This window comes from Bradyrhizobium sp. USDA 4353 (assembly GCF_054063215.1).
On sequence record NZ_JBSSGB010000001.1, the window covers coordinates 4,496,236 to 4,520,010 of the forward strand.

General features: G+C 65.9%; 21 protein-coding genes and 1 pseudogene. 11 read left to right on the plus strand and 11 right to left on the minus strand.

Annotation, left to right across the window (positions count from 1 at the left end):
- Nucleotides 1-141: 141 nt before the first annotated feature.
- The 3 genes from ACVILH_RS20210 (at nucleotide 142) to ACVILH_RS20220 (ending at nucleotide 3,413) form a co-directional block, all read left to right on the plus strand.
- Nucleotides 142-1,620, plus strand: coding sequence for a hypothetical protein (locus ACVILH_RS20210; RefSeq protein ID WP_456714460.1), 1,479 nt, complete (start codon nucleotides 142-144; stop codon nucleotides 1,618-1,620).
- A 96-nt stretch (nucleotides 1,621-1,716) separates the two neighbouring features.
- A complete protein-coding gene (locus ACVILH_RS20215) occupies nucleotides 1,717-2,904 on the plus strand; it encodes an MFS transporter (RefSeq protein ID WP_456714461.1) in 1,188 nt (395 codons plus the stop codon).
- Between the two features lie 146 nt (nucleotides 2,905-3,050).
- On the plus strand, nucleotides 3,051-3,413 hold the full coding sequence (locus tag ACVILH_RS20220) for a hypothetical protein (protein ID WP_456714462.1): 363 nt from the start codon (nucleotides 3,051-3,053) through the stop codon (nucleotides 3,411-3,413).
- A 32-nt stretch (nucleotides 3,414-3,445) separates the two neighbouring features.
- Here ACVILH_RS20220 and ACVILH_RS20225 read toward each other — a convergent pair whose 3' ends face one another.
- A complete protein-coding gene (locus tag ACVILH_RS20225; RefSeq protein ID WP_456717032.1) occupies nucleotides 3,446-4,576 on the minus strand; it encodes an alpha/beta hydrolase in 1,131 nt (376 codons plus the stop codon).
- Nucleotides 4,577-5,029: 453 nt separating this feature from the next.
- On the opposite strand from ACVILH_RS20225, the gene ACVILH_RS20230 reads away from it, so the two are divergent.
- Nucleotides 5,030-6,418 carry an APC family permease gene (locus tag ACVILH_RS20230; RefSeq protein WP_456714463.1) on the plus strand — a complete coding sequence of 463 codons (1,389 nt, stop codon included), beginning with the start codon at nucleotides 5,030-5,032 and terminating at the stop codon, nucleotides 6,416-6,418.
- A gap of 2 nt (nucleotides 6,419-6,420) precedes the next feature.
- Nucleotides 6,421-7,656 (plus strand): hypothetical protein, encoded by a 1,236-nt coding sequence (locus tag ACVILH_RS20235; protein WP_456717033.1) that lies wholly within the window; start codon nucleotides 6,421-6,423, stop codon nucleotides 7,654-7,656.
- A gap of 151 nt (nucleotides 7,657-7,807) precedes the next feature.
- On the opposite strand, the gene ACVILH_RS20240 is transcribed toward ACVILH_RS20235, so the two are convergent.
- Together ACVILH_RS20240 and yidD are read right to left on the minus strand one after the other, a co-directional pair.
- The gene (locus ACVILH_RS20240) at nucleotides 7,808-8,035 is read right to left on the minus strand and encodes a hypothetical protein (RefSeq protein ID WP_456714464.1); all 228 of its coding nucleotides are present in this window, start codon (nucleotides 8,033-8,035) and stop codon (nucleotides 7,808-7,810) included.
- A gap of 148 nt (nucleotides 8,036-8,183) precedes the next feature.
- Nucleotides 8,184-8,537 (minus strand): membrane protein insertion efficiency factor YidD, encoded by a 354-nt coding sequence (gene yidD, locus ACVILH_RS20245; RefSeq protein ID WP_456714465.1) that lies wholly within the window; start codon nucleotides 8,535-8,537, stop codon nucleotides 8,184-8,186.
- A gap of 262 nt (nucleotides 8,538-8,799) precedes the next feature.
- Here yidD and ACVILH_RS20250 point away from each other — a divergent pair, with 262 nt between their 5' ends.
- The gene (locus tag ACVILH_RS20250; RefSeq protein WP_456714466.1) at nucleotides 8,800-9,687 is read left to right on the plus strand and encodes a hypothetical protein; all 888 of its coding nucleotides are present in this window, start codon (nucleotides 8,800-8,802) and stop codon (nucleotides 9,685-9,687) included.
- Between the two features lie 113 nt (nucleotides 9,688-9,800).
- Here ACVILH_RS20250 and ACVILH_RS20255 read toward each other — a convergent pair whose 3' ends face one another.
- Nucleotides 9,801-10,259: an iron-sulfur cluster assembly scaffold protein gene (locus ACVILH_RS20255; RefSeq protein WP_456714467.1), complete on the minus strand. Its 459-nt coding sequence runs from the start codon at nucleotides 10,257-10,259 to the stop codon at nucleotides 9,801-9,803.
- A gap of 238 nt (nucleotides 10,260-10,497) precedes the next feature.
- Here ACVILH_RS20255 and folE point away from each other — a divergent pair, with 238 nt between their 5' ends.
- The 4 genes from folE to ACVILH_RS20275 all read left to right on the plus strand — a co-directional run bounded on the left by folE (nucleotide 10,498) and on the right by ACVILH_RS20275 (nucleotide 14,298).
- Nucleotides 10,498-11,205 (plus strand): GTP cyclohydrolase I FolE, encoded by a 708-nt coding sequence (gene folE / locus ACVILH_RS20260; RefSeq protein ID WP_006612926.1) that lies wholly within the window; start codon nucleotides 10,498-10,500, stop codon nucleotides 11,203-11,205.
- A gap of 29 nt (nucleotides 11,206-11,234) precedes the next feature.
- Nucleotides 11,235-11,663: a phosphoribosyl-AMP cyclohydrolase gene (hisI, locus tag ACVILH_RS20265; protein WP_456714468.1), complete on the plus strand. Its 429-nt coding sequence runs from the start codon at nucleotides 11,235-11,237 to the stop codon at nucleotides 11,661-11,663.
- A 151-nt stretch (nucleotides 11,664-11,814) separates the two neighbouring features.
- Nucleotides 11,815-12,843, plus strand: a complete 1,029-nt coding sequence (locus tag ACVILH_RS20270) for a transglycosylase SLT domain-containing protein (protein WP_456714469.1) — start codon at nucleotides 11,815-11,817, stop codon at nucleotides 12,841-12,843.
- A 279-nt stretch (nucleotides 12,844-13,122) separates the two neighbouring features.
- Nucleotides 13,123-14,298, plus strand: coding sequence for a DUF2336 domain-containing protein (locus tag ACVILH_RS20275; protein WP_456714470.1), 1,176 nt, complete (start codon nucleotides 13,123-13,125; stop codon nucleotides 14,296-14,298).
- A 154-nt stretch (nucleotides 14,299-14,452) separates the two neighbouring features.
- Here the strand turns inward: ACVILH_RS20275 and ACVILH_RS20280 are convergent, their stop codons facing one another.
- The 5 genes from ACVILH_RS20280 to ACVILH_RS20300 form a co-directional block, all read right to left on the minus strand.
- A complete protein-coding gene (locus ACVILH_RS20280) occupies nucleotides 14,453-15,037 on the minus strand; it encodes an Hpt domain-containing protein (protein WP_456714471.1) in 585 nt (194 codons plus the stop codon).
- 111 nt (nucleotides 15,038-15,148) lie between these two features.
- Nucleotides 15,149-15,694 (minus strand): response regulator, encoded by a 546-nt coding sequence (locus ACVILH_RS20285; protein WP_006612921.1) that lies wholly within the window; start codon nucleotides 15,692-15,694, stop codon nucleotides 15,149-15,151.
- A 114-nt stretch (nucleotides 15,695-15,808) separates the two neighbouring features.
- Nucleotides 15,809-16,588 (minus strand): NAD kinase, encoded by a 780-nt coding sequence (locus ACVILH_RS20290; RefSeq protein WP_456714472.1) that lies wholly within the window; start codon nucleotides 16,586-16,588, stop codon nucleotides 15,809-15,811.
- A gap of 159 nt (nucleotides 16,589-16,747) precedes the next feature.
- Nucleotides 16,748-18,895, minus strand: a complete 2,148-nt coding sequence (locus ACVILH_RS20295; protein WP_456714473.1) for a CHASE2 domain-containing protein — start codon at nucleotides 18,893-18,895, stop codon at nucleotides 16,748-16,750.
- A gap of 18 nt (nucleotides 18,896-18,913) precedes the next feature.
- Nucleotides 18,914-19,576 (minus strand): hypothetical protein, encoded by a 663-nt coding sequence (locus ACVILH_RS20300; RefSeq protein ID WP_456714474.1) that lies wholly within the window; start codon nucleotides 19,574-19,576, stop codon nucleotides 18,914-18,916.
- 221 nt (nucleotides 19,577-19,797) lie between these two features.
- Between ACVILH_RS20300 and ACVILH_RS20305 the strand changes: the two are divergent.
- Nucleotides 19,798-21,385 (plus strand): annotated as a pseudogene (locus ACVILH_RS20305) (S10 family peptidase).
- Between the two features lie 37 nt (nucleotides 21,386-21,422).
- Here the strand turns inward: ACVILH_RS20305 and ACVILH_RS20310 are convergent.
- Together ACVILH_RS20310 and ACVILH_RS20315 are read right to left on the minus strand one after the other, a co-directional pair.
- Nucleotides 21,423-22,811: a serine hydrolase domain-containing protein gene (locus ACVILH_RS20310; protein ID WP_456714475.1), complete on the minus strand. Its 1,389-nt coding sequence runs from the start codon at nucleotides 22,809-22,811 to the stop codon at nucleotides 21,423-21,425.
- A gap of 136 nt (nucleotides 22,812-22,947) precedes the next feature.
- Complete coding sequence (locus ACVILH_RS20315) at nucleotides 22,948-23,484, minus strand: tetratricopeptide repeat protein (protein WP_456714476.1); 537 nt, start codon at nucleotides 23,482-23,484, stop codon at nucleotides 22,948-22,950.
- Nucleotides 23,485-23,775: the final 291 nt, after the last annotated feature.

Below are 23,775 nucleotides of genomic sequence, written 5' to 3' on the forward strand. Positions count from 1 at the left end.
ATAGCAGGGGATTTGCAGGCTGCAACCGGGGGAGAGGCGGGAAAACCGGCCGATTTGGCTGGCCTGTTGCGATGCGGACATTGCTGCCGGGGGCCCGGTATGATACAACTTCAAGTGTTCAGGGCATGGGGACGCGTGGCGATGGTGTCTTTTGGGGAGGCGCCGCTCTCTCTTGTGGTCAGGCGTTGCGGCATCCAGATCGCAGCGCTGCTCGTGCTCGTGCTGATGGACGTGTCCGCCCAAGCGGCCGTGCCGCCGGCCGGAAAGCCAGCGACAGCCGCCAAGCCGTCCTTTCAACAGAAGCCTTCCTTTCAACAGAAGCCTATATTTCAACAGAAGCCGCTCCTGCCGCAAAGGCCTGCAGCGCAGTCCAAGCCATGGACGCCCGCCAAGCCGGGGGCCGAGGTCAAGCCTTCACCGCGTCCCGGCAAGTCGCCGCGGATGGCGGACAATTTTGCGCCGATCTCGTTTGCCCTCATCAAGGGACCGGCCGATGCCTGCGGTCCAGGTTGCGACAGCTGGATCGCCGCCGAAGGCAAGATCGACGGCGGCGCGGCGGCACGGCTGCGCAAGGTCTTCAAGCAGATCGGCGACCGCAAGCTGCCGATCTACTTCAATTCGCCCGGCGGCAATCTCGAGCAGGCGCTCGCGATGGGCAATCTGCTGCGCGAGAAGAAGGCCGCCGTCCGGATCGGACGCACCACCGTGCGCGAATGCGGCTTCGAGTCCCAGGAAGGCGACGTCTGCACCAAGCTCAAGCAATCCGGTCGCGAGCTGCATGGCGAGGTCTGGACGCGCGGGGCGATGTGCAACTCGGCCTGTCCCTATCTCATCCTCGGCGCTGCCACGCGCGAGATCGCGCCAGACGCAACGCTGGCGGTGCATTCGCCGCGCGTGATCCTCAACTTCACTGGCGGCGTGCCGCCGCCCGAGGTACGCGCGAGGGCGTTGCAGGCGGCGATGGCGCGGTCTGACAAGATGGTCCTCGACTACATCACCAAGCTCGGCGCGGACCCGGGCCTGCTCACGGTGGCGCGCTCGGTGCCGTTCGAGGGCATGCGCATCCTGACCCGTGAGGAGATCGTGCGCTTTGCGCTCGACCGTCGCGATCGCGTCGAAAGTCCCTGGATGTTCGAGGCCGCCAGCCGCGGCATTGCGTACAAGACGATCCTGTCGCGGGAGGACGGCAAGGGGACGTTCCGGACCACCCGTCTTCAGCTTGTCTGCTTCGACCAGGACCGTTTCGAGCTCGACGTCGAGCGCAATGCGGCGGTCGGGGCCGCGGGCGGCGCGTTGTCGATGAGCAGCGGCGATGTCAGGCTGAATTTCCTGTCGCCGCCGCGCCGGTCCGGCGATCGCGAGACCTGGGGTGTGTTCATGAATGCCGGCCAGATGAGGTCGCTCGCGGCGGCGCCGCGGGCGGAGCTGAGCGATGCGCTTATCAATGTCGCGCGCCCCGGGGCTCCCACTTTTGCCGTCGGCAGCGAGGGGCTGGAGCCGGCGCTGAAGAAGCTGACGGACAGCTGTCCGCCGTCGAAGGCCGTCGTTTATCCGTCGGGCGTGCCGGTTCCCTGGACCCAAGTGTCCTCACCGCAGGCTTTGGTGCAGCCGGATCACTGACCACGAGGGTTGAGAAGGGACGAGGAAAACAGAATGTCATGGACCGCATGAGACCTTTTCATGCAAATGCATGCAAATCTCTGCTATTGAAGCGCCATGACCGCCCATCAGATGACACCCGCTCACTCCTCGCGCTTTGCCCCGACCGCCTTGATGCTCGGCAACATCGTCACCGGCTGCTCGGTGCTCGCACCGGCCGGCCTGCTGCCGCAGCTCGCGGAAGGGCTGTCCGTCGAGGTTCACACCGCCGGCCTGCTGATCACCTTCGGGGCGGTGGTGCTCTGCATCTGCTCGCCGCTGACGGCCTGGCTGACCAGCCGCTTCGACCGGCGGCTGTTGCTGGCGGTCACGCTGCTGGTTCTCGCGCTCGGCAATCTCGCCTCGGCCTTCGCGCCGGATTATGCGAGCCTGCTGGCGATCCGCCTGGTGATGCTCGCCGTCGGTGCCCTGTACACGCCGCAGGCGGCGGGGACCGCTGCGCTGATCAGCCCGGTGGAGAAGCGCGGCAGCACCATCGCCTTTGTGTTCCTCGGCTGGTCGCTGGCCGCCGCCGTCGGCCTGCCGCTGATCACCTTCATCGGCAGCCACACGGGCTGGCGAACGGCCTATCTGGCGGTCGCTGCGGCCGGAGCGGTCAGCTTCATCCTTCTGACCTGGCGGCTGCCGTCGGGGTTGAAGGGCGCGCGGGTCGAGCTGACGACCTGGGTCGCGCTCGGCCGCAATCGACTCGTCGTGCTTCTGCTGTTGATCACGATGCTGCAGATGTCCGGGCAGTTCGTGATCTTCACCTTCATGGGGCCGTTGCTGACCAAGCTGACCGGCGCCGATCCCAACCAGGTCGGGCTGGTGTTCGCGATCTACGGCGTCTGCGGTTTCCTCGGGGTGGTCATCGCGACCCGCATCGTGGACGGCTGGGGCGCCTATCGGACCTCGCTGCTGTTCTCCTGCCTGCTTTTCACCGGCATCGGCCTGTGGACGATCGGCGCGGGTGTCTATGCGCTGATGGCCGGGGCGGTCGCGGTGTGGGGCCTGGGCTTTGCGTCGACCAACTCGATGCAGCAGGTCCGGCTGGTTGCTGCGGCGCCACCGCTCGCCTCGGCCTCGGTGTCGCTCAACACGTCCGTGCTCTATATCGGCCAGGCGATCGGCTCCGCCGTCGGCGGCAGCCTGTTCGCGCACGATGCTCTCAATGCCACCGGCCCGGTCGCGATGGGGTTCGTCGTGCTGGCGCTGCTCGCGATTCTGGCGAGCCGGCCGCGGGCCCCGGTTGCAGCGATGGCCTGAGGTCCACCGGGAACGACCGCTTGGCGCTTGGCAAAACCTGCCGGACCGGATTAAAGCCGCTGTGGTGGGAGGCCATAGGGCAGGAGATTGCGCCACAAGCGGCGCCGATCGCATGTGCCATGGCCTGCATGAAGAAGAGACATGGCATGAAAAAGATAGTGTTGAGCCTTGCCGCAATGTTGGTTTGCGCGCCAGCCCTGGCCCAGAGCAGCCCCCCGATGGTCGGTGACCGCCCGTTGGTGCAGGTCAAGCCGAAGGGAATGAAGACCGCAGCGGCCGCGCCGGCCAAGCCGCAGTCGACGGCCGTGAAGCTGCAGGCCTGCCTGGAAATCGAGGACGGCAGCAAGGAGCGGCTGGACTGCTACGACGCCGTCATTCCGCCGGCCGCCAAGCCGAAGGCGATGAAGGCGAAGTCCGTTGCCGACTGCAAGTTCACCAAGGAGCAGGACGAGCGGCTGGCCTGCTTCAACGGCTTCGTCGAGGCCATGCCGAAGCTGCCGAAGAGCTGACGCGCTCTCGCGCGCCGGCCGACAACGGGGGCTCAGCGGCTCGATGTGCCCTGAGTGCCGGATGCAATCCGGATCGGCGGCTGCGCGGCCGCCATCTTCGTCAGCACGTCCCTGATCGGGTGCCGGGTCCAGGCCTGGGTGACGTAGTCGCGATGGGTGATCCCGTCCTCGGTCTCGACGAAGACGACGCTGCCGGGACGCAGCGGCCGGTCCATATCCTCGGACACCTCGATGCCGCGGTTGCGCAGCATCGCCATCAGCTCCTGATCGTGACGCGCGGTATAGCGCGTGTAGGAGCTGATGAAGAAGCCCGAGCGGTTGCGCTCGATCCAGTTGGCGAACTTGTCGAGCTGGCCATACACCGCATCGAGCAGCACGACGCCGCGCACGCGCTCGCTGATGCCGCCGACCTCGAGGCTCCAGGCGGTCGGGAGAAAGCCGCCGCTGTAGCCGACGATCACGATGGGCATGCTCGCAAACGCCTTGGCGCTGGCGGGATCGCCGGTGAGGCGGGCGAGATTGCCGGCGGCCTCGTCCATGAAGCGCTTGAAGCCGCCGGGCTGCCAGAACTTGCCGGCCGAGGAATCCGCGGCATCGACCGCCATCTGCGGCGCGAGCAGCACGGCATTGACCCCGGAGCTGGTGATCTGTTGCGGCACGAGCTGCCGATCGCGCACATCGCGCTCCAAGGTGGCGCCGTTGCCGTGGAAGAACACCACGATCACGCCGGGCTTGCGCGCGTCGAACTGCTCAGGGACATGCACGAGCACGCGGCTGTCATTGTAGGTCTGGTCCTGCCAATAGACGCGGCCCGAGAAGCTGCGATGACCCCGCCGCTCGCCGCTGGAGACGTTGAGGAACGGCGCGTCGGACGCTGGATTGTTGCCGAAATAGGGGAACGCGGACGTCTTCATGCTGACGAGGGTGGTGAGATCCTCGCGCTGTGGCCGGGCCGGCGCCTGCGGTTCCAGTGAGGCGACTTGATAGGGCGGCGGCTTCGGCGCGAAGTCGGATGGCGTGTGCAGCGAGAAACTCTCGCGCGCTGATGGGAAGCGGTCGCTGAACTCGGGGGCGGGAAACCGCTGATCGAAGGTGAGTTCCTGCGCGGGCGCCGCGTTGGCGGCGAGCGCTGCGGGATTGGGCGCCTGGCCGCACTGTGCCAGCGCAAGCGACAGAGCGGCCGCAGCAAGGCCGGAGGCCGCTCGTGGCACACCGCATCCAGCCAGGGACGCACGCACGCGGCTGAAGCGGCGCATGCGCTTGTGTCCCCAATTTGCCAGAGCGGTCCCGATCATACGTCCCCAAGACGAATCCCGAGCCGCGCAGCGGCTCCCCACAACCGTCGGTTTCATCAATTTGCGTCGCCGATGTTGAGGTCGCGTTAAGGATGGTGCCCGGTCAACCCCGGCGCTTCAGGCGACACACCACGCGATCATGTCGCGATTGTGGGCCGGGCTGCGGGGCGACGCAACGCGAGAACCGCGTTTCCTCAAGAAAAGGTATTATAAAACCTATTACTGCGGCCATATTTAGCGCGCGTTAACTATGATTGAATGCTTTCGCCGGAACCTGAGGTGTAAGCAAGGGAAGGGGCGCTGCGCGCGCCCTTTGAAGAGATGGCTGCATCCGAGGCGGACGATGCCACCAGGGCGGGCCGGTCAGGCGCCGCCGTTCCGTCCGTGTCTTGTCCGTCCGTGTCTTGGCCGGTCGCGACCGCCATCGTGATCGCCGACATGATCGGGGTCGGCGTGTTCACCAGCCTCGGCTTCCAGGTCAAGGACCTCCCGTCAGGCTTCGCGATCCTGCTGCTGTGGGCGTTTGGCGGTCTCGTCTCGTTGTGCGGCGCGCTGTGCTATGCGGAGCTCGGCACGATGTTTCCGCGCTCGAGCGGCGAGTACAATTTCCTCAACCGCGCATTCCATCCCGCGATCGGCTTCATGGCCGGCTGGGTCTCCGCGACGGTCGGTTTCGCCGCGCCGGTCGCGCTCGCGGCCATGGCATTCGGTGAATATGGTCGTGCCGTCCTGCCGAATGTCCCGCCGATGCTGCTGGCGGTCGGCGCGGTCTGGATCGTGACCATCGTGCAGCTCGGCGGCATCCGCCAGTCGAGCCGCTTTCAGCTGCTGTCGACCGTGGTGAAGCTCGGACTGATCGTCGCCTTCCTCGTCGCCGGCTCGGCCATCTCTGCACCGCAGCCGGTGAGGTTCCTGCCGGCTGCGTCCGACATCGGCTATGTAGCCAGCGCCGCATTCGCGACCAGCCTCGTCTTCGTGATGTACGCCTTCTCCGGCTGGAATGCGGCGACCTACATCATCGGCGAGCTTCACGCCCCCGAGCGCAGCCTGCCGCGCGCGCTGCTCTTGGGCACGCTGATCGTGATCGTGCTCTACATGGCGCTCAATGCGGTGTTCCTGCGGGCCGCGCCTTCGAGCGAGATCGCCGGCCAGCTGCAGGTCGCGAGCATTGCCGGCGCGCATATTTTCGGCGAGGCGGGCGGACGCTTCGTCGCCGCGATGATCTGCGTCGGACTTGTGCCGTCGATCGCCGCGATGATGTGGATCGGGCCGCGGGTGCTGATGACGATGGGCGAGGACATCCCGGCGCTGTCGCTGTTCGCCCGCCGCTCGCGCAACGGCGCGCCGGCCTGGGCGATCTTGTTTCAGCTCACGGTGGCGACGTTGATGCTGTTCACCGAGAGCTTCGAGGCCGTGCTCGACCTCGTGCAGTTCGCGCTGTTGTCCTGCTCGTTCCTCACCGTGCTCGGACTGATCAGGTTGCGCATCACGCAGCCGGAGCTCAAGCGGCCGTACCGGGCGTGGGGCTATCCGCTCACGCCCTTGATCTTCCTCAGCGTGACCGGGTTCATGATGTACTACCTGATCACCGCGCGGCCGTGGCAGGCCGGGCTCGGCGCTTTGGCGATGCTGTCGGGATTGCTGATCTATTGGTTCGCTCACGCGCGGCTCCGCCGGACCGCCGCACCAGCCATGTCAGGTTCGGAATGAAGATGCTGTTGGTGTCGAGACTTTGGTTTGCTGTCGCCTGCCTGCTCGTGGTGACTTGCGGCGCCGTGCAGGCTCAGACCGTCACGCCGGATGACACGGCGCGCGTGCTGGCGGGCATGGCGCCCTCGGCGGGCTCGCCGCTCGCCGCGGTGACGCAGGATCCGGCTTGGCGGCGGCATGCGGCCTTCCTCGACAATGCGTTCAATCAGCTCGAGCAGCGCCAATTGTCCAAGATCCGCGCCTGGACGGAGGCCAATCTTGCCGCGCCACGGCCGACGATGTTCTATTTCTTCTCGGGTCCTGACTTCCTCTACGCCGACGCCTTTGCCCCGAAGGCAACGACCTATGTGATGGCCGCGCTCGAGCCGACGGGACCTATTCCCGACCTCACGAGATTGCCCCGCGGCAGCATCGGTCCGGCGCTGTCCTATGTCGAGCGCTCGCTGCAGTCGATCCTGAGCTTCTCGTTCTTCATCACCAAGGACATGAAGGTCGACCTGCGCGAAGGCGAGATCGAGGGGACGCTGCCGATCCTCTACGTGTTCCTGGCGCGCACCGGCAAGGCGATCCGCAGCGTGAGCCTCGTCTGGCTGGATGAGACTGGCGCGTTGCGCGCGGCGAACGAGCCGCAGACTCGGAATGCGACGAAAGGCGCTCGACTCGTGTTTGCCGCTCCTGATGGTGTCGAGAAGACGCTTTATTACTTCTCGACGGATCTGTCCGATTCCGGGGTAAGGGCCAGCGGCTTTCTCAAATTCTGTGATCCGCTCGCTCCGGGCAACAGCCTGCTGAAGAGCGCGTCCTACCTGCTGCACGAGAACAGCTTCTCCCGCGTGCGCAGCTGGCTGCTCCAGAACAGCGCCACGATCGTGCAGGACGATTCCGGCATTCCGCTGGCGAGCTACGATACGCGGGCGTGGCGGTTCTTCCCGTTCGGGCGCTATGCCGGTCCGATCGACAAGTTTCCGGGCATGTATCAGAACAGCTACGCGAGGCTGTTCGAGCGCGCGCAACCGCTCGACTTTGGCATCGGCTATCGCTGGCGGACGCGGGAATCCAACGTACTACTCTCGGTGCGGTCGCCTTCCGGCGATACGACGGTGTCAGCAGAGGCCACGGGGCCGGCTGAAACCAGCCCGCCGCCGCGCGTGCGCCGCGCACCGCGTGCGCCGGAGCTTGGTCCAGCCTATCTGCCGCCACCGCGGCGCGATGAGTTCTTCTTCTGGCCGCGCTGGTAGGGACAAGCGCCGCCAAGATCATGATGCGTTTCGGCGGAAACGCATCATGATCTTATCTCTTTGTTTGAGCATGATCTTTTCGGAAAACCGGTTTCCACGTTTCCGGATCATGCTCTAGCTTCGTCGCGACATCCCGCAAGGCTCATGCGAGCTACCAATGCACGCTCTGGCTCGGCACGATGTAGGAGGTCGTCGTCGGGGGCAGGGTGGTGCTGTCGGCGAGATAGCGCCAGGCGCCGACGATGACGATCAGCAGCGCGATGATACAGAGCAGGTCGACCTGGCGCGCGTCGTGGCCGACATGATCCTGGCCGTGCGGATGATTGGGGTCGACACCGGTGCGGGATCGGCGCGATCGCGGGTTGATCGTCCAGCGCATGGTTGGTCCTCCCGAAACGGAAGTTTCAACATCAATGCAACAGCTGTAGGCGACGTTCCTTTGCGGCAAGGCCGCCTCATGCGTGAGACTAATCCTGCTACGAAATCTTGCCAGTCCGATTTGCTTCAAATCAAATGATGCGCTGCAACTAAGCTGGTCCGTTGACGCCGCGCCAGCGCGCGTAGCGCCAGGGCAGATACCAGCGCGCGCCGGCGGGCGCTTCGCTAGGCACGTTGTCGATGCCTGAGGTGCCGAACGGCTGGCAGCGCAGCAGCCTTGCCAGTGTCATCCAGCCGCCGGCCCACAGCCCGTAACGCTCGATCGCTTCATCGGCATAGACCGAGCATGTCGGCATGTGCCGGCAATTGTAGCCAACCAGTGGCGACAGTGTGTGCCGATAGAGCCAGATCAGCGCATGGGCTGCGCGGCGGGGGAGTCGCGACAGCGTTCCCGACCGGATGTGCGCGGAATGGCAGGTCGAGTCAGTGCATGAGTGCTTCATGGGCGCTGTGCCGGACGGATGTGCGGGCTTTGACCGGTTCCTCGGCAAGGAACCTCCGCTCTCGCCCTCGTGTGGTGATGTGATGCAACAATGACAGGTTTTCAGCTGCGCCGCAGTGCGCCGCACCTGGACGCTCGGGGATTGCCCGGATACGTTTCCTGGCAACGATGTGACAGACTAATAACGGATTTGAGGCCAGCTTGTCAGGTCTTGAGACGAGGAAGACGAGGCACTGCGTACCGAGCTTTACGAGGGGGACGGATTGGGCGTGAGATTGCTGCGGTCGCGTAAGTTGCGCTGGATGCTTCTCGGTGTTGCAGCGCTGGGTGCCGTGCTCGGATGCACGGTCACCATCAATTCGAACACCGCGCGCGCCGGCGGCGCGCTCGAAGAGCGCAAGCTCCCGATGCGGTTCAGCTGGGTGGCCTGCGAGCCGAATTGCGGCTGGGTCAGCGCCGTCGGCATCGTCACCAGCGACAGCCCGAAGGATTTCGAGGATTTCGCCCGCGATCGCGATCTGACGGGTGCCACTCTGGTGCTGGACTCGAGCGGCGGCTCGGTCAACGACGCGATCACCTTGGGCCGCCGGTTCCGCGCCTTGAAGATGCGGACCACCGTCGGGATGACCCAGCGCCCGAGCCGGGCCAATGAGCGGCCGAAGGTCGTGCCCGAGGCCTATTGCGAGTCGATGTGCGTGTTCCTGCTGCTCGCTGGAACCACCCGCTACGTTCCAGACGGCGCTCATGTTCGCGTCCACCAGATCTGGATGGGCGACCGGGCCGACGACGCCAAGGCGGCGAGCTATTCGGCGCAGGATCTGATGATCGTCGAGCGCGACATCGGCCGTCTCGCCAAATTCACCTTCGACATGGGCGGCGCCGGCGACCTCTTGCTGCTCGCTCTCAACGTGCCGCCGTGGGAGGACCTGCACGAGCTGTCCCGCACCGAGCTGCGCAGCACCAACGTGATGACCACCGAGTTGCTGGCCGACGTGCTGCCCCCGAAGGGGACGATGCCGGTGGCGGAGCTTGCGCCCAAGCCGGGCCGCGACAAGCAGCAGGACCGCTTCTCCGCGGGGCTCGACAAGCCGCTGTCCCGCACGGCTGAAGCGCTGCCGCAGGCGACGGTGGCGGCGACGCCGCAGCAATAACTCAGAGGCGATGGGGCGAGGCAGCTCTGCCTCACCGAAGAAAATGGTGACGGTTTTCGACGTCCGGATGAGCGATGCCCGTCCGGAGGCCTTTTCGACGGCAGGCTGGCAGCTCAGCCCTGCGCCGCGACCCGCTCGTCCTTCGCCTTAGCTTCAATCTGTCCGATGGCATCCACCACCGCGTCGAAGGTCAGCAGCGTCGAGGCGTGGCGGGCCTTGTAATCCCGCACCGGCTCGAGCAGGGCGACGTCGGCCCACTTCCCCTCCGGCGGGGCGCCGTTCTCCTTGAGCATCCGGCGGACCGTGTCGCGCAACTCGCGAAGCTCAGCCGCGTTGGAGCCGACGACGTGGCGCGCCATGATCGAGGAGGAGGCCTGGCCAAGGGCGCAGGCCTTCACGTCATGGGCGAAATCGGTCACCACCGGGCCGTCCATCTTGAGGTCGACCTTCACCGTCGAGCCGCACAGCTTGGAATGGGCCGTGGCGGTCGCGTCCGGGTTCTCCAGCCGTCCCAGTCGCGGAATGTTGCCGGCGAGCTCGATGATCCGCTTGTTGTAGATGTCGTTCAGCATGGGCCTGACGTCCAGAACTCCCGCCGGAATTACCGGCGGCTCGGCCTTGGCGGCCGGGTTTCATCGCCTTATATTGCGAGTATATGGAAATGATTGGCAGGAATTCCAGCCGCATCCATAGGCGTCCGGCGCAGAGGCGCCAAGCCTGCGCGTGGCACCTCTGCAGGTGACGCCGTCCAAGGTGACGCTCTGCCGGTGACACTCCGGTCGGATTGCCGACCGGTCGAACGGAGTTGAGATGGACACTTTGATCAAGACGCTGCGCGCGAACAAGCCCGAGGGCAAGCCGTCCGAGACCAAGCTGACCGGCGAGCGCCCCGCGGAGCTCGACCCGGCCGAGTTTCTCGCCGCCGCCGTGCGGCCCGACCGTCCGCGCCCCTCGCGCGCCGAGGCGGAGGCCGCGGTCTATACGCTGCTGAATTACATCGGCGAGGATCCGACCCGCGAGGGCCTGATCGACACGCCGCGCCGGGTCGTCGAGGCCTATGACGAGCTGTTCCAGGGCTATCACCAGTGCCCGGCCGAGGTGCTCGACCGTACCTTCGGCGAAACCGCCGGCTATGACGACTTCGTGCTGATTCGCGACATCGAGTTCACGTCGCAATGCGAGCATCATATGATGCCCTTCTACGGCCGCGCGCATATCGCCTATACGCCGGTCGAGCGGGTCGTCGGCCTGTCCAAGCTCGCGCGCCTGACCGACATCTTCGCCCGCCGGCTGCAGACCCAGGAGCATCTGACCGCACAGATCGCAGCAGCCATCGACGAGGTGCTGAAGCCGCGCGGCGTCGCCGTGATGATCGAGGCCGAGCACACCTGCATGTCGGTGCGCGGCGTGGCCAAGCATGGCGCGGTCACCTTCACCAGCCGCTTCACCGGCATGTTCCGGGACAATCCGGCCGAGCAGTCGCGATTCCTGTCCATGGTGCGCTCGCCGCAGAGGTGAGCCGCCCAAGCCCTTAAGCAGAGATTTTCGTGTCTTCATCCTCAGTTGAACGCGAGGAGGGCGCTGCCTTCCTGCCGAAATTCGACGCGGCCGGTCTCGTCACCTGCGTGACCACGGACGCCGTGAGCGGCGACGTGCTGATGGTCGCGCACATGAACGAGGAGGCGCTGCGCAGGACGGTCGCGACCGGCGAGGCTTGGTATTTCAGTCGCTCGCGCAACGCCTTGTGGCGCAAGGGCGAGAGCTCGGGCCAGACCCAGCGGGTCGTCGAGATGCGCACCGATTGCGACCAGGACGCGGTGTGGCTGCGCGTCGAGCAGACGGGAGCGGCGTGCCACACCGGGCGCCACTCCTGCTTCTATCGCAAGGTCGAGCGTGCGGATGACGAGGGCGGCGCGCGGCTCGTGTTCGTCGATGCCGAGCGTCTGTTCGATCCAAGCGCGGTCTATCGCAAGTAGGTCAGAGGCCTGCATCCGCAAACCCCCGGGTCGGTCATTGGCCGGCTCGATCGCGCGGAATTAACCGGCCATTAACCATACCGATCGCATTTTCCCCGACGTTCCCCGGCGCGTTTGTCTGCCAGCGAATCTGCAAACAGCGGGTCTTCTCATGTCGGTCGACGCTTCCAACTCCTCGCCCACCGGGCTTCTCGACGGCGTCCGGGCCAAGGTCGCCGGCGCGATCAAGCAGGCGGCGGATACGGTCGGGACCAGCTTCGAATATCTGCTGTCGACGGCGAAGATGGAGTCGGACTTCAATCCGAGCGCTGGTGCGTCGACGTCCTCGGCGCGCGGGCTCTATCAGTTCATCGACCAGACCTGGCTCGGCACGGTGAAGCAGGCCGGCGCCGATCTCGGCTACGGCCAATATGCCGATGCGATCACCCGGACCTCGTCGGGCGAGTACACCGTGACTGATCCCGGCATGCGGCAGGCGATCATGAAGCTGCGCGACGACCCCCAGGCCTCCTCCGCCATGGCCGCGGCGCTGACCCAGTCGAACAGCTTCCAGCTCACCGGCATGATTGGCCGACGGCCTAGCGATGCTGAACTCTATATGGCGCATTTCATGGGCGCGGGCGGCGCGGCGAAGCTGATCACCAGCGCCCAGAGCACGCCGAATGCGTCCGCCGCAGCGATCTTCCCGAGCGCCGCCGCCGCCAACCGTCCGATCTTCTACGACCGCGACGGCCAGGCCCGCAGCGTTTCGCAGGTCTATTCGGTGCTGACCTCCCGCTATGCCGGCGCAGCAAACTCCTCGACGACCCGCGGCGCGCTCGCCCTTTATGGGGTGGGGAGCAATGTCGCAGCCAATTCGGCCGGCGGCGGTGCGCTGCCCACCACGGACACCGCCACCTTCCTGTCGATGTTCCCGGATGCGCGGGGAGCGCAGGCCGCCTCCGCCAGGTCAGCCGACGCCTCAGGCGCGAGCCGGCCGGCGGATCCGATGTTCCGCTCGCTCTTCCAGGTCGACGGTCAGTCGGGCCAGGCCGTGTCGTCTGATGTCCGCGACTTGTGGGGTAGCTCGCCGGTGGCGAGCGCCGCCTCCAGCGACGGCAGCGGCGGCAACACCGGCAACGGGACGGGGCAGCGCAGGCTCGATCTGTTCAGCGATCCCAACGGGACGTTCTCAGGCTGACATCTCGCCGCCAGCCGGCGAGCTTCCGACCTTCATCTGGATAACTTTTTGTCACGCCGCCGCGGTTCCCGCGGACGGCGAAGGCTGCGTTTTACCCGTCGGATTACGGCAAAACCGGGCATTTTGAGGTATCATAGTATAGTTTTCGCTTGCCGGCTTAATAAAACATCAACAAAACCAGCAACTTATGGTGAACGCTTTGTTAACCGTCGTGGTTTATTTTCGGTGCTGTTGAGGCCCTCGTGGCCTTGTTTGCAAGTTGCGTAAGCCGGAAAGACCATGATCGTTCGGCAGTTTCTCAGTTGGGTCAGAACCGCGCCCGCCGGTGAGCGGGCAGAGGCCACCAGGGCTCTCGCGCGGGCGTGGTTGTTGTCGGATCTCTCGGATGAGGATCGCGGCGCCGCAGAGGGCGCGCTCCTCATGCTGCTGGATGATCCGTCGCCGTTGGTGCGGCAGGCGATGGCGGAGGTGTTCGCGCGCAGCGAGGATGCTCCGGCCGCCATCGTCCAGGCGCTGGCCACCGACCAGCCTTCGGTCGCAGCCATCATCCTCGAACACTCGCCGCTGCTGATCGATGCCGACCTCGTCGACATCGCCGCGACCGGCAATTCCGAGACACAATGTGCGATCGCCCGGCGCATCGGCCTGCCGGCGCCGGTCTGTGCGGCGATTGCGGAGGTCGGCAGCGCGGCGGCCGCGCTCGAGCTGATCGAGAACGCCTATGCCGAGCTCGCCCCATTCTCCTGGGATCGTATCGTCGAACGCCACGGCCATCTCGCCGCCATCCGCGAAGCGATGCTGGTGCTCGACGATCTTCCGGCCGCGACCCGTGCGGCGCTGGTCGACAAGCTCTCCGAAACGCTGGCGCAATTCGTGGTCGCCAGGAACTGGCTCAGCGCCGACCGGGCCGGGCGCATCACCAGCGAGGCGCGCGACCGCTCGACCATCACGATCGCATCGCGCTCGCGCGGCGAGGAGCTGCGCGGTCTGGTCCAGCATCTCCGCGCGACCTCTCAGCTGACCGCCGGGCTCATCCTGCGCGCGCTGCTCTCGGGCAATATCGAGCTGTTCGAGATCGCGCTGTCGGAGCTCGCCGACATGCCGCGCGCACGCGTCTCCTCACTGCTCAACGAGCGTGGCCGCGCCAGCCTGCAAGGATTGCTGCGCAAGGCTGGAATCCCCGACACCACCTTCGAGGCGTTCGCTGTTGCGCTCGAGGTCTGTCGCGAGAACGGCTTTGCCGACACGCTGAGCGGCGCGGCGATCCTGCGCCGCAAGATGGTCGAGCGCGTGCTGACCCATTGCGCGACCGATCGCGACGCCGCCGAGCCGCTCTTGATCCTGCTGCGCAGGTTCGCCACCGAATCCGCCCGCGACGAAGCCCGCGAGTTCTGCGACGAGGTGATCGCGGAGGATTTCGTGGCCGGGCTGGAGTTCGGCCTGATCGCAGCCTGATGACGCCGCTGTCGGGTGGGCAAAGGAGCGATGGTCTCGCGTGCGAGATTATCGATGCGCCGTGCCCACCCTCGTGCCGCAGATTGTGTTGATGGTGGTGTGCACGCGACCGCCGCTGCGCGGCGGCTGCCTTGCCCAGTCTACGAGACTACAATTACGGCTGATCGCTCGGCACGAGGCTCGGCGCCAGGATCGCTTCCAGATGTTCCGGACGGTTGCGGTTGACCTGGATCAGGTAATCGTCCGCGACGCGGCGCAGGCGACGACTCAGCTCGGCGGCGACAGTCGGGCTGTGATATTTGGTGTGATCATGCACGATCGCCAGGATGGCGTTGACGTGATGCTCGAACAGCTCGTCGGGGACCTTGTCCAGGTCGGGTGCGTGCTCGATGATCCGGCACAGGCTGTCGGCGACCTCGGCCGCCGCGGGATAACCGAACGTCGCGGCGTCGCCCTTGATGTCGTGCGCGGCGCGGAACATCTCCTCGCAGGCGTCGTCGTCGAAATGGGTTTTGCGCACGGCGGCATAGGCCTTCGACAGGCGATCGGCCTCGGTGTCCATCCACGATTTGAACTCGCTCGAGAGACCGGCGAGCGCGGCCTCCGCGCGCGCGATCGGATCGTCGAGTTCCTCCTCGTCGGTTCGCCGCAGCACCTTCTTCAGCGGATTGGGCTGGGTGATGACATGGTGCGAGGCGTAGGTCTTGACCTGGATTGCCGGGGCCTTGTCTTTCGCCATCTCGATATCCTCAGGTGATGCCGACCAACGCAATCTGATTGATAGCCGAGGAGCCGGAGGGGCTGTGCCGCGAATCCGGGACGGCGTTAACAGGTGCTCACTGTTGCGCCGCTAAACTGCGGAGCGGGCTTTATCCAGAAGTGACGGCTGCTGGAAGATCTCTGCCTCGCCGCCGACCCGGCGCTCGGGCCCGATATAGGCGGTGTTGGTGTTGCGTCGCCGGTCCGGACCGAAATAGGTCTTGGTCTTGATGAAGGGGCGGGGATTGGCGACCACGTTGAGGATGCGCTGATACAGGCCCTTGGCCGAGATCGGCTTGGCGAGAAACTCCGTGACCCCGGCATCGCGCGCGACGGTGACGCGGCGCTTCTCCGAATGACCTGTCAGCATGATGATCGGCGCGTAGGGATTGCCCTTCGCTTCAGGCTGGCGGATCATCTGCGCGAGCTCGAGGCCGTCGAAGATCGGCATCGCCCAGTCGGTGATGACGATGTCCGGGGAGAAATGCGTGTACATTTCGAGCGCAGTCGCGCCGTCCTCGGCCTCGTTGACCTCGCGGGCGCCAAACGAATGCAGCAGCGTGCGCAGGATGCGGCGCATGTGCGGGTTGTCGTCGCAGACGAGGAAACGCAGCTTGTTGAAGTCGATGCGGTACATTTGGGCCGGCCTGAAGGCATCACCAATGAAGGTGGTCAACGCGCATTAACCATAGGGAGCACCGGGTTAACAAAGCGTTGCGGGGCGGCCGTGCGGCCGCGAAAACCGCTGCAATCAGTAGCCGAACTGCTCGCTCAGGATGCGCTCTTCCAGGCTGTGACCGGCGTCGAACAGCATCCGCATCGAGATCGTCTTGTCCGAGAGCACCTCGACGCGCTGGACGTTGCGGACCTCGTCGTGGTCTGCGACCGCCGCGACCGGCCGCTTGTCGCCCTCGAGCACCTCGATGATGACATAGGCCGTGTTGGGCAGCAGGGCGCCGCGCCAGCGCCGCGGGCGGAACGCGCTGATCGGCGTCAGCGCCAGCAGCGCGGCGTTGATCGGCAAGATCGGGCCCTGCACCGACAGATTATACGCGGTCGATCCCGCCGGCGTCGCCACGAGCACGCCGTCGGCGATCAGCTCGGACATGCGCTCGCGCTCGTCGATCAGGATGCGCAGCCGCGCGGTCTGCGCGGTCTGGCGGAACAGGTAGACCTCGTTGATGGCGTGATGGATGTGCACCACGCCGTGGGCATCGGTCGCACGCATCAGCAGCGGGTGGATCACCGATTCCTGCGCCGCCTCGAGCCGGCCATGCAGGTCGATGGTCGAGAACTCGTTCATCAGGAAGCCGACCGTGCCGCGGTGCATGCCGTAGATCGGCTTGCCCGAGCGCATGTGGTCGTGCAGCGTCTGCAGCATCAGCCCGTCGCCGCCGAGCGCGACCACGACATCGGCCAGATCCGGATCGGAGTTGCCATAGAGCGCGGAGAGCTGCGCAAGTGCGGCCTGCGCCTCGGCACTTGGACTCGCGACGAAGGCGATCCGCTCATATCGCTTGGACGTGGTCATGCGTCGATCGGGCTCGCTGGTCGTTGGCCGGTTGAAGGCGCCGTGTCGTCTAGCCGACCTTGGCCATGCTTGTCCATCGCGGCCGGTATGCGGGGCCAATAGGGCCGCCATGAGGGCCGATATCGCCGGGAAATGGGCCCGGACACCGTCATCCCTACGTCATTTTTCCTGCAGGCTGCGGACGGGATCCCAGGCGGCTTCGCCGTGCTGCCGAGCGGCCGCAACGCGTTCCGCGAACAGGGCGCTCGGGCCGTCGTTTGCCGCGGCCGATGCAAAGCGCTCCGCCGCCTGCGGCAGCTCGCCGGCGCGCCAATGTGCGAGACCCGCGGCGTAGCCGGAAAGCAGGGCGTGTTCCTCTGGCGAAAGCTCGGCGTTGCGGCCATGCAGCTCGTAGATGGTCAGCGATTGCTCGCGGCCCTTGACGCGGATGGTGTCGAGCTCGCGCCAGGCGAACTCAGCGCCCGCCAGCGACCGGGTGCTTTCGGACGCGATGATCGTGGTGCCGTAGAATTTGTTGGCGCCTTCGAGCCGCGAGGCCACGTTCACGGCATCGCTCATCACCGAGTAGTTGAAGCGCCGCTGCGAGCCGAAATTGCCGACCAGCGCGGCGCCGCTGTTGATGCCGATGCGCTGCGCCACCTTGAGGCCCTGGAACGCGGTCGAGGCGCGATTGAGCTCGTCGAGCTTCGTCTTGCAATCGAGCGCCGCGCGGGCGGCGCTCTTGGCATGATCGGGATCGTCGAGCGGGGCGCCGAACACGGCGACGACGGAGTCGCCGATATATTTGTCGACATAGCCGTCATGGGCCTCGATGACGTCAGTCATTGCCGACAGATATTCGTTGGTCAGCGCCATCAATTGCTCCGGCGACATCTGCTCTGCGATGCGCGAAAAGCCTTCGATGTCGGAGAAGAACACCGTCACCTCACGGGTCTCGCCGCCGAGCTGCGGCAGGCGGCGCGAGGCCAGCATGCGGTCGATCTCGCGCGGCGCGAGATAGTAGGCGAAGCTCTTCTGCAGCAGCCTGCGGTCCTTGTCGGTGACCATGAAGCGATAGCCGGTGGTTGCGACGAGCGCGAGCACGCCGGCGGCCAGCGGCTCGCCGAGGGGCAAGGCAACAGCGCGGTTGAAGAGGGTGGTGGCCAGTCCAACGTAGAGAGCCGCGAGCAGCGCGAGGATGGCGGCGGCAACCGTCGGTCGTAGCAGCCGCGCGAGCAGGGCGGCCAGCAGCGCCATGCCCACAGCGATGGCAAAGATCACGGGCCGATCCAATTCCACGGCGGCCTCCTGCCTCACCAGATTGTTCACCGCCGTGGCATGGATGTAGACGCCAGCAATGGTGCTGCGGGCGAAGCTCTCCGCAACCCTGCGCTCGCCGAGCACGCAGCGCGGCCGCCGCGCGCCCTCGGCGCGGGTCGCGAAGCGCTTCGACGTCACCCGCCGGTCCTCGATCCCGACAGTGCCGATCAGGACGACCTTGCCGGCGAACTCGCGGCGGAAATAATCTTTGTCGCCCTTCAGCGCGCAGGCGCGCAAATCGGCGAAGGAATAGGTGGGAATGTCATCGGCGCCGCCGGCGAAATTCAAGGTCATCGTGCCCGGCACGCGCCCGGGAATCGCGTAGTCGCCGAGGGTGACGCGATCAGCGGCGATGATCGGCACCGTGCCGGTCGCGCGCGCGGCCAGCTCCAGCGCCATGCTCGGAATGATCTTGCCGTCGGCCGTCAGCGACAGCGGATGACGACGGACGACATCGTCGCTATCTGTGTAGGTGTTGAGCGGTCTCAGATTCTGCTGCTGGCGTACGGCAATGCGCTGCCCTGGCGCGGGCAGGATCGGCGGCTCGCCGAAGATCTCGCCCAGCACCACCTTGCCGCCTGCGGCCGCGGCGGCCAGCGCACGCAGGAAGTCGCGATCGAAACCGCGCGTCTTCTCGCCCAGCGTGGACTCGCCGAGCGGAATCTCCGACTGCTCGATCGAGGTCTGAAACACCATGTCGAAGCCGACCACCTTGGCGCCACCGTCGAGCACGGACGTCAGCACGCGGCCGATTTCGCCGGTCCAGGTCAAGAGCGGGGCGCCCTTGAAGGGCGGCGCCTGATAGCTCTCCTCGTCGATCGCGATCACGACCGCGGGACTCGTCGCAGCCTCGTGGCGATTGCCGAACGCCTCGAAGCGCAGCCACGTCAAGGCGTCGAGCGACAGCCCGCGGCCACGCTCGAAGGCGGGCGAGACGAGCAGGCCCGCGCACGCCAATGCGATGGCGATGACGGCAAGCGCGTCGCGCGTCCGGCGTCCGATCGCCACCGATGACCGCTTTCGGTTTCAGTTGAGGCGGATCAGCCGCCCGACCGCGGGGCCAGGGCCCGCCTTGGCCTGCGCGTCGACCTTAAAGATGATACGGGCAGGGCCGAAGGTTGCGACATAGGTGCCGCCCGGCGTCAACGGATGGCTGGTGCCGGCGAAATCGTAGAAGCGTCCCTTGTACTGCCGGCCGGAGAGCTCGACCTCCTGGCGATCACCGGGCTGGTCGAGCCGCTCGACGACCAGCGTGCCACGCCCCTTGGCTTCGAAGATCGGCGAGGCGCCATAGATCACCGCCTGCGCGATCGGCGCGCTGTCCGGCCCGACGCTGCGCACGATCGTCGCCGCGACCTCGCTGGTCTCGCGTGTCGTCGCCTGGGCGTGACTGGCGTCGCAATTGACGATGTCGCTCTTGAGCGCGGCGCCCTCGACCTTGCTTTCGGAGGGGCCGACGGTGACGCTGCCGGTCCCGTTGACCGTCTCGCGGCGGCAGGATTTCAGGTAGCTCATGACCACGGCGCCGTCGGGACCGAGCTTGATCACCTGGCCCGGCGCGACATAGTCCATCAGCTCGGCGCCGGACACCTCGCCCTGCACGTCCTCCACCAGCGCGGCCGGCGGTCCGGCAAAGGCCGGTGCGACGAGCCCGGTCAGGGCTGCGACGATGAACGTCGGGTATTTCATGATGAGCTCCGTGATCGCAACCGGCGGCGCGCCTTTTGTCCCATGGGTGGGACGCTGGACGGGATCGAGAGGTTCGAGCCCATAACACAAGTCGGCCGAACAGGCACCGGGCCGGGTGTGACCTGGATCACGGAAGAGTTGGTTGAGGTTGGTCCCCAGGCGCGGTTCATGCGTTTGAAGACGAGCGGGTTGTACCAGTACCCGGTCGAGGGAGTGAGATGATGGCAGGTTTCACGTCGTCCATTGGACGTTCGGGCTTGGTGGCTTCGGTCTTGGCCTTGACGGCGCTGGTCGCCGGGACGGCGGTGCGCGCCCAGGACGCCCCGCCTGCTGCGCAGGAGCATGCCGCACCGGGCGGAGCTCGCACCGGCTCAGCCGGCAACCGCGCCGCGACCCCGCCGGGCTCGGCCTCGACGGCCGAGCAGCACAGGCTGCCGGCCGACTCCACCACGACGCAGACGCTCGAATTGCCCGGGCGGACGTTGTCGTTCACGGCGACCGCCGGCGCGATCCGCCTGTTCGACGACAAGGGCGAGCCGCAGGCCGATATCGCCTACACCTCGTATCAGCTCGACGGCACCGATCGCGCCAGCCGCCCGGTGACCTTCTTCTTCAATGGCGGCCCCGGTGCGTCCTCCGCCTATCTGCAGCTCGGCAATGCCGGGCCGTGGCGGATTGGGATCGACGCCGCCAGCGTCACGCCGTCGTCGAAGCCGGACCTGCTGCCGAACGGCGATACCTGGCTCGACTTCACCGATCTCGTTTTCATCGATCCCGCGGGCACCGGCTACAGCCGCTTCGTCGCCACCGGCGACGACGTCCGCAAACGGTTCTTCTCTGTCGATGGCGACGTGCGCTCGCTGTCGCTCGTGGTGCGCCGCTGGCTGGAGAAGAACGACCGGCTGGCCTCGCCGAAATTCGTCACCGCCGAAAGCTATGGCGGCATCCGCGGCCCGAAGATCGTGAACAATCTGCAGCAGGACCAGGGGGTCGGCGTTAGCGGACTCATCCTGGTCTCGCCGCTGTTGGACTTCCGCGACTATTCAGGCTCCAGCCTGTTGCAATATGTCGCGAGCCTGCCGAGCTTTGCGGCCGTGGCCAAGCAGATGAAAGGCCCGGTGACGCGCGCCGATCTCGCCGATGTCGAGCGTTATGCGAGCGGGGACTTCCTGCTCGATCTCGTCAAGGGCGAGGCGGACCTCGAGGCGACCAACCGGCTCGCCGACAATGTCGCCAGCTTGACCGGCATCGACCAGGCGGTCAGCCGCAGGCTTGCCGGCCGTTTCGATGTCTCGGAGTTTCGCCGCGAGTTCGACCGCAAGAACGGCCGCATCACCGGCCGCTATGACGGCTCGGTGCTCGGGATCGACCCGTATCCGGATTCGAGCACCTCGCGCAGCTCCGATCCCTCCGGTGACGTGCTCACGGCGCCGCTGACCAGCGCGGCCGTCGAGCTGACGACGCGCAAGCTGAATTGGCATCCCGACGGCTCCTACGAGCTGCTCAGCGGCGCGGTCAAACCGCTCCTGGGATTTCGGCCGCGGCATCAGCCCGCCGGAGTCCACCGGCGAGCTGCGGCAGATCCTCGCGCTCGATCCCAAGCTCAAGCTCCTGGTCGGCCATGGCCTGTTCGATCTCGCCACGCCGTATTACGGCTCGAAGATCCTGCTCGACCAGTTGCCCGCCTTCGCACGGCCGCCGCGGGTCAAGCTCGTGGTCTATCCCGGCGGGCACATGTTCTATTCGCGCGACGATGCGCGGAAGTCGTTCCGGGGTGAGGCCGAGGCGTTGGTGAAGGAGAGCAGATAGTCGCTGCGTGAGCAGGCGCTCAATCTACACCCCGCGGCTAACTCTCCTTCTTCCGTCGGCCCTTCGGATATTTCCGCTCCATCTCCGCCTTCAACACGCGTTCCGGCCGCAGGCGCGCGCCGCCGAGCCACACTTCGCTGACGCCGGACTTGGAGCGCACGCGCCGGACGGGCTCGCCATGGCTGGAATAACCGGCGGCTTGCGCGATCCGGCCTTGGTCGCGCCCCGTCACCTCGATGCGCGGCGCATCAAGGAACGGGTTGATGAAGGACGGATTGGCCACCATCACCTGCTCGCCGAAGGGGACGAGGTCAAAGGCGCTCCACAGCGTCCACCAGCGCCCGGTCCAGTCGCGCGTCTTGCGCGACGGCGCGCCATGGGTGGCAAAGGCTTGCAGGATGAACTTGACGCCGTTCGCCCATCCCGGCGCCCAGCCGTCGATGGCGTTGGTCAGCACGGTGATCGCGATCTCGCGCGAGGGGATGACAGAGGTGCGCGATATGTAGCCCTGGAAGCCGCCGCCATGGCCGAACCAGTCGAAGCCCGCGGTGGTGCCGCTCATCAGCGCCAGGCCGTAATAGGCCTCCTCGATGTCCTGCGGCACGCGCCATTGCCGCCGGACCATCTCGCGGCGGCTCGCCACCGAGAGCAGGCTCTTCTTCGCGTTGGGTGCGAGCTGGGCGAAGAAGCGCGCGGTATCCGCCGCGGTCGCAACGACGCCAGCGGCCGCCATGATGGCGTGGGTCGGATTGTCGCCGGGAATCACCGCGCGGCGTCCCAGGGGCACGATGCGGGAATGGCCGCGCGCGAACGGCACGGTCTTGGCCAGCAGCGTCATGTCGGGCGCACTCTCGCGCAGGCCCAGCGGGGTCATGATCTCGCGCTGCAGCCAGCTCGGGTAGGGCTCTCCCGCGACCGCCTCGATCACCAGGCCGAGCAGGCCGTAGCCATGATTTGAGTATTTGAATCGGCTGTTGGGCTCGATCGCCGGCGCGAGCTTCAGCTCGGCGAGCAGCTCGTCCTTGTCGAGATAGGCTCGGCCATCGGTGAACTGGCCTGAGTCCTTGCCGTCGCGGGTCAGGCCTGAGCTATGCGACAGCAGCTGGCTGATCGTGGCCGTCGCAACATCGGGATGCAAATTCTTGACGTGGTCGCCGACGGCATCGTCGAGCTTCAATCGCTTCTGCTCGCGCAGCCGCATGATGCCGGCGGCCGTGAACGCCTTGGTGTGAGAAGCGATGCGGAAACGATGCCGTGGCGTCAGCTTCTCGCCGCTGTCGAGATTGGCATGCCCGAACGCGGCTTCGAGCACGATCTCGCCGCGATGGGCGACGGCGATGATGCAGCCGGGCTGTCCGGAGACCTCGACCTGAAACGCCAGCCAATCCTTGATATAACCGAGAGCAGCGCCAAGCCAGGGCTCCACGAGTCAATCTCCTATCAAATCGTGATGAAATGAACTGCGAGGATTGATCCATAGCCGAGGAATGGCAGCGCACAAACGAAAATGGCGCAACCCTTTCGGGTTGCGCCACTGTCGAGATCGGACGTGTCCGATCGCCTCAGTAGACGAGGCCGGTGCCCGGCTGCTTCTCGAGCGCGTCGGCCAGCGAGCGATATTCGGCGCTGTTGGTGCCGGCGAGCTGCGCCACCTTGTCGAGGTGGTACTTGGCCTGCTCGCGGTTGCCCTGTTCGAGCTGCCACAGGCCGTAATACTGCCAGGTGCGGACGTGGTTCGGATCATCCGCCAGGGCCTGCTCGTAGTACTGCTTGGAGGCCTGGTAGTTGCCGAGCTTGCGGTAGGAGTAGCCGATCAGGTTGGCGACGTCGGCGACGTCCTCACGGTTCAGCGCCTTGAGCTGCTGGATCGCGGTGGCGTAGTCGCCGCGATCATAGATCGAGGTGTAGGCCGTGCGATAGGCAGCGAGGAACTTCGGATCGTCGATGCTCGAGCTCTTGTCCTTCTTCTTCTTGTCCGGCGGCGGGGCAGACGGGGTCTCGCTGCCCGCGGCATAAGCCTTCGACAGAAGCAGCGGCCCGGAGGCCACGGCCATCGCGCACAGTGCCAGCGTGGCAATCCTGATCGCAGACTTTTTCATTCGTATCTCCCGAGTTGTCGATCCAACAGGTGGTGACTGCATGCGGAGAAGAACTTCCGCAGCTGCGAAATATTCCCGGTCGTTTGCGCGGATTTTGCGCCGCGATCGGTGCATTATACTGGCCAGATGATGACAGGCTAGTCATCTCGATGACTATCCCTTCATGTCCATGAACTGAAAGCCGTGCTTTACTTCAGGGTGGGTTCAGTGCCCGTTCCCTATTGTCGTTTCCATGATCACGAGCCCATCCGCACTGGATGGTGCCTTGCAGATCTTCACATCACGGAGACG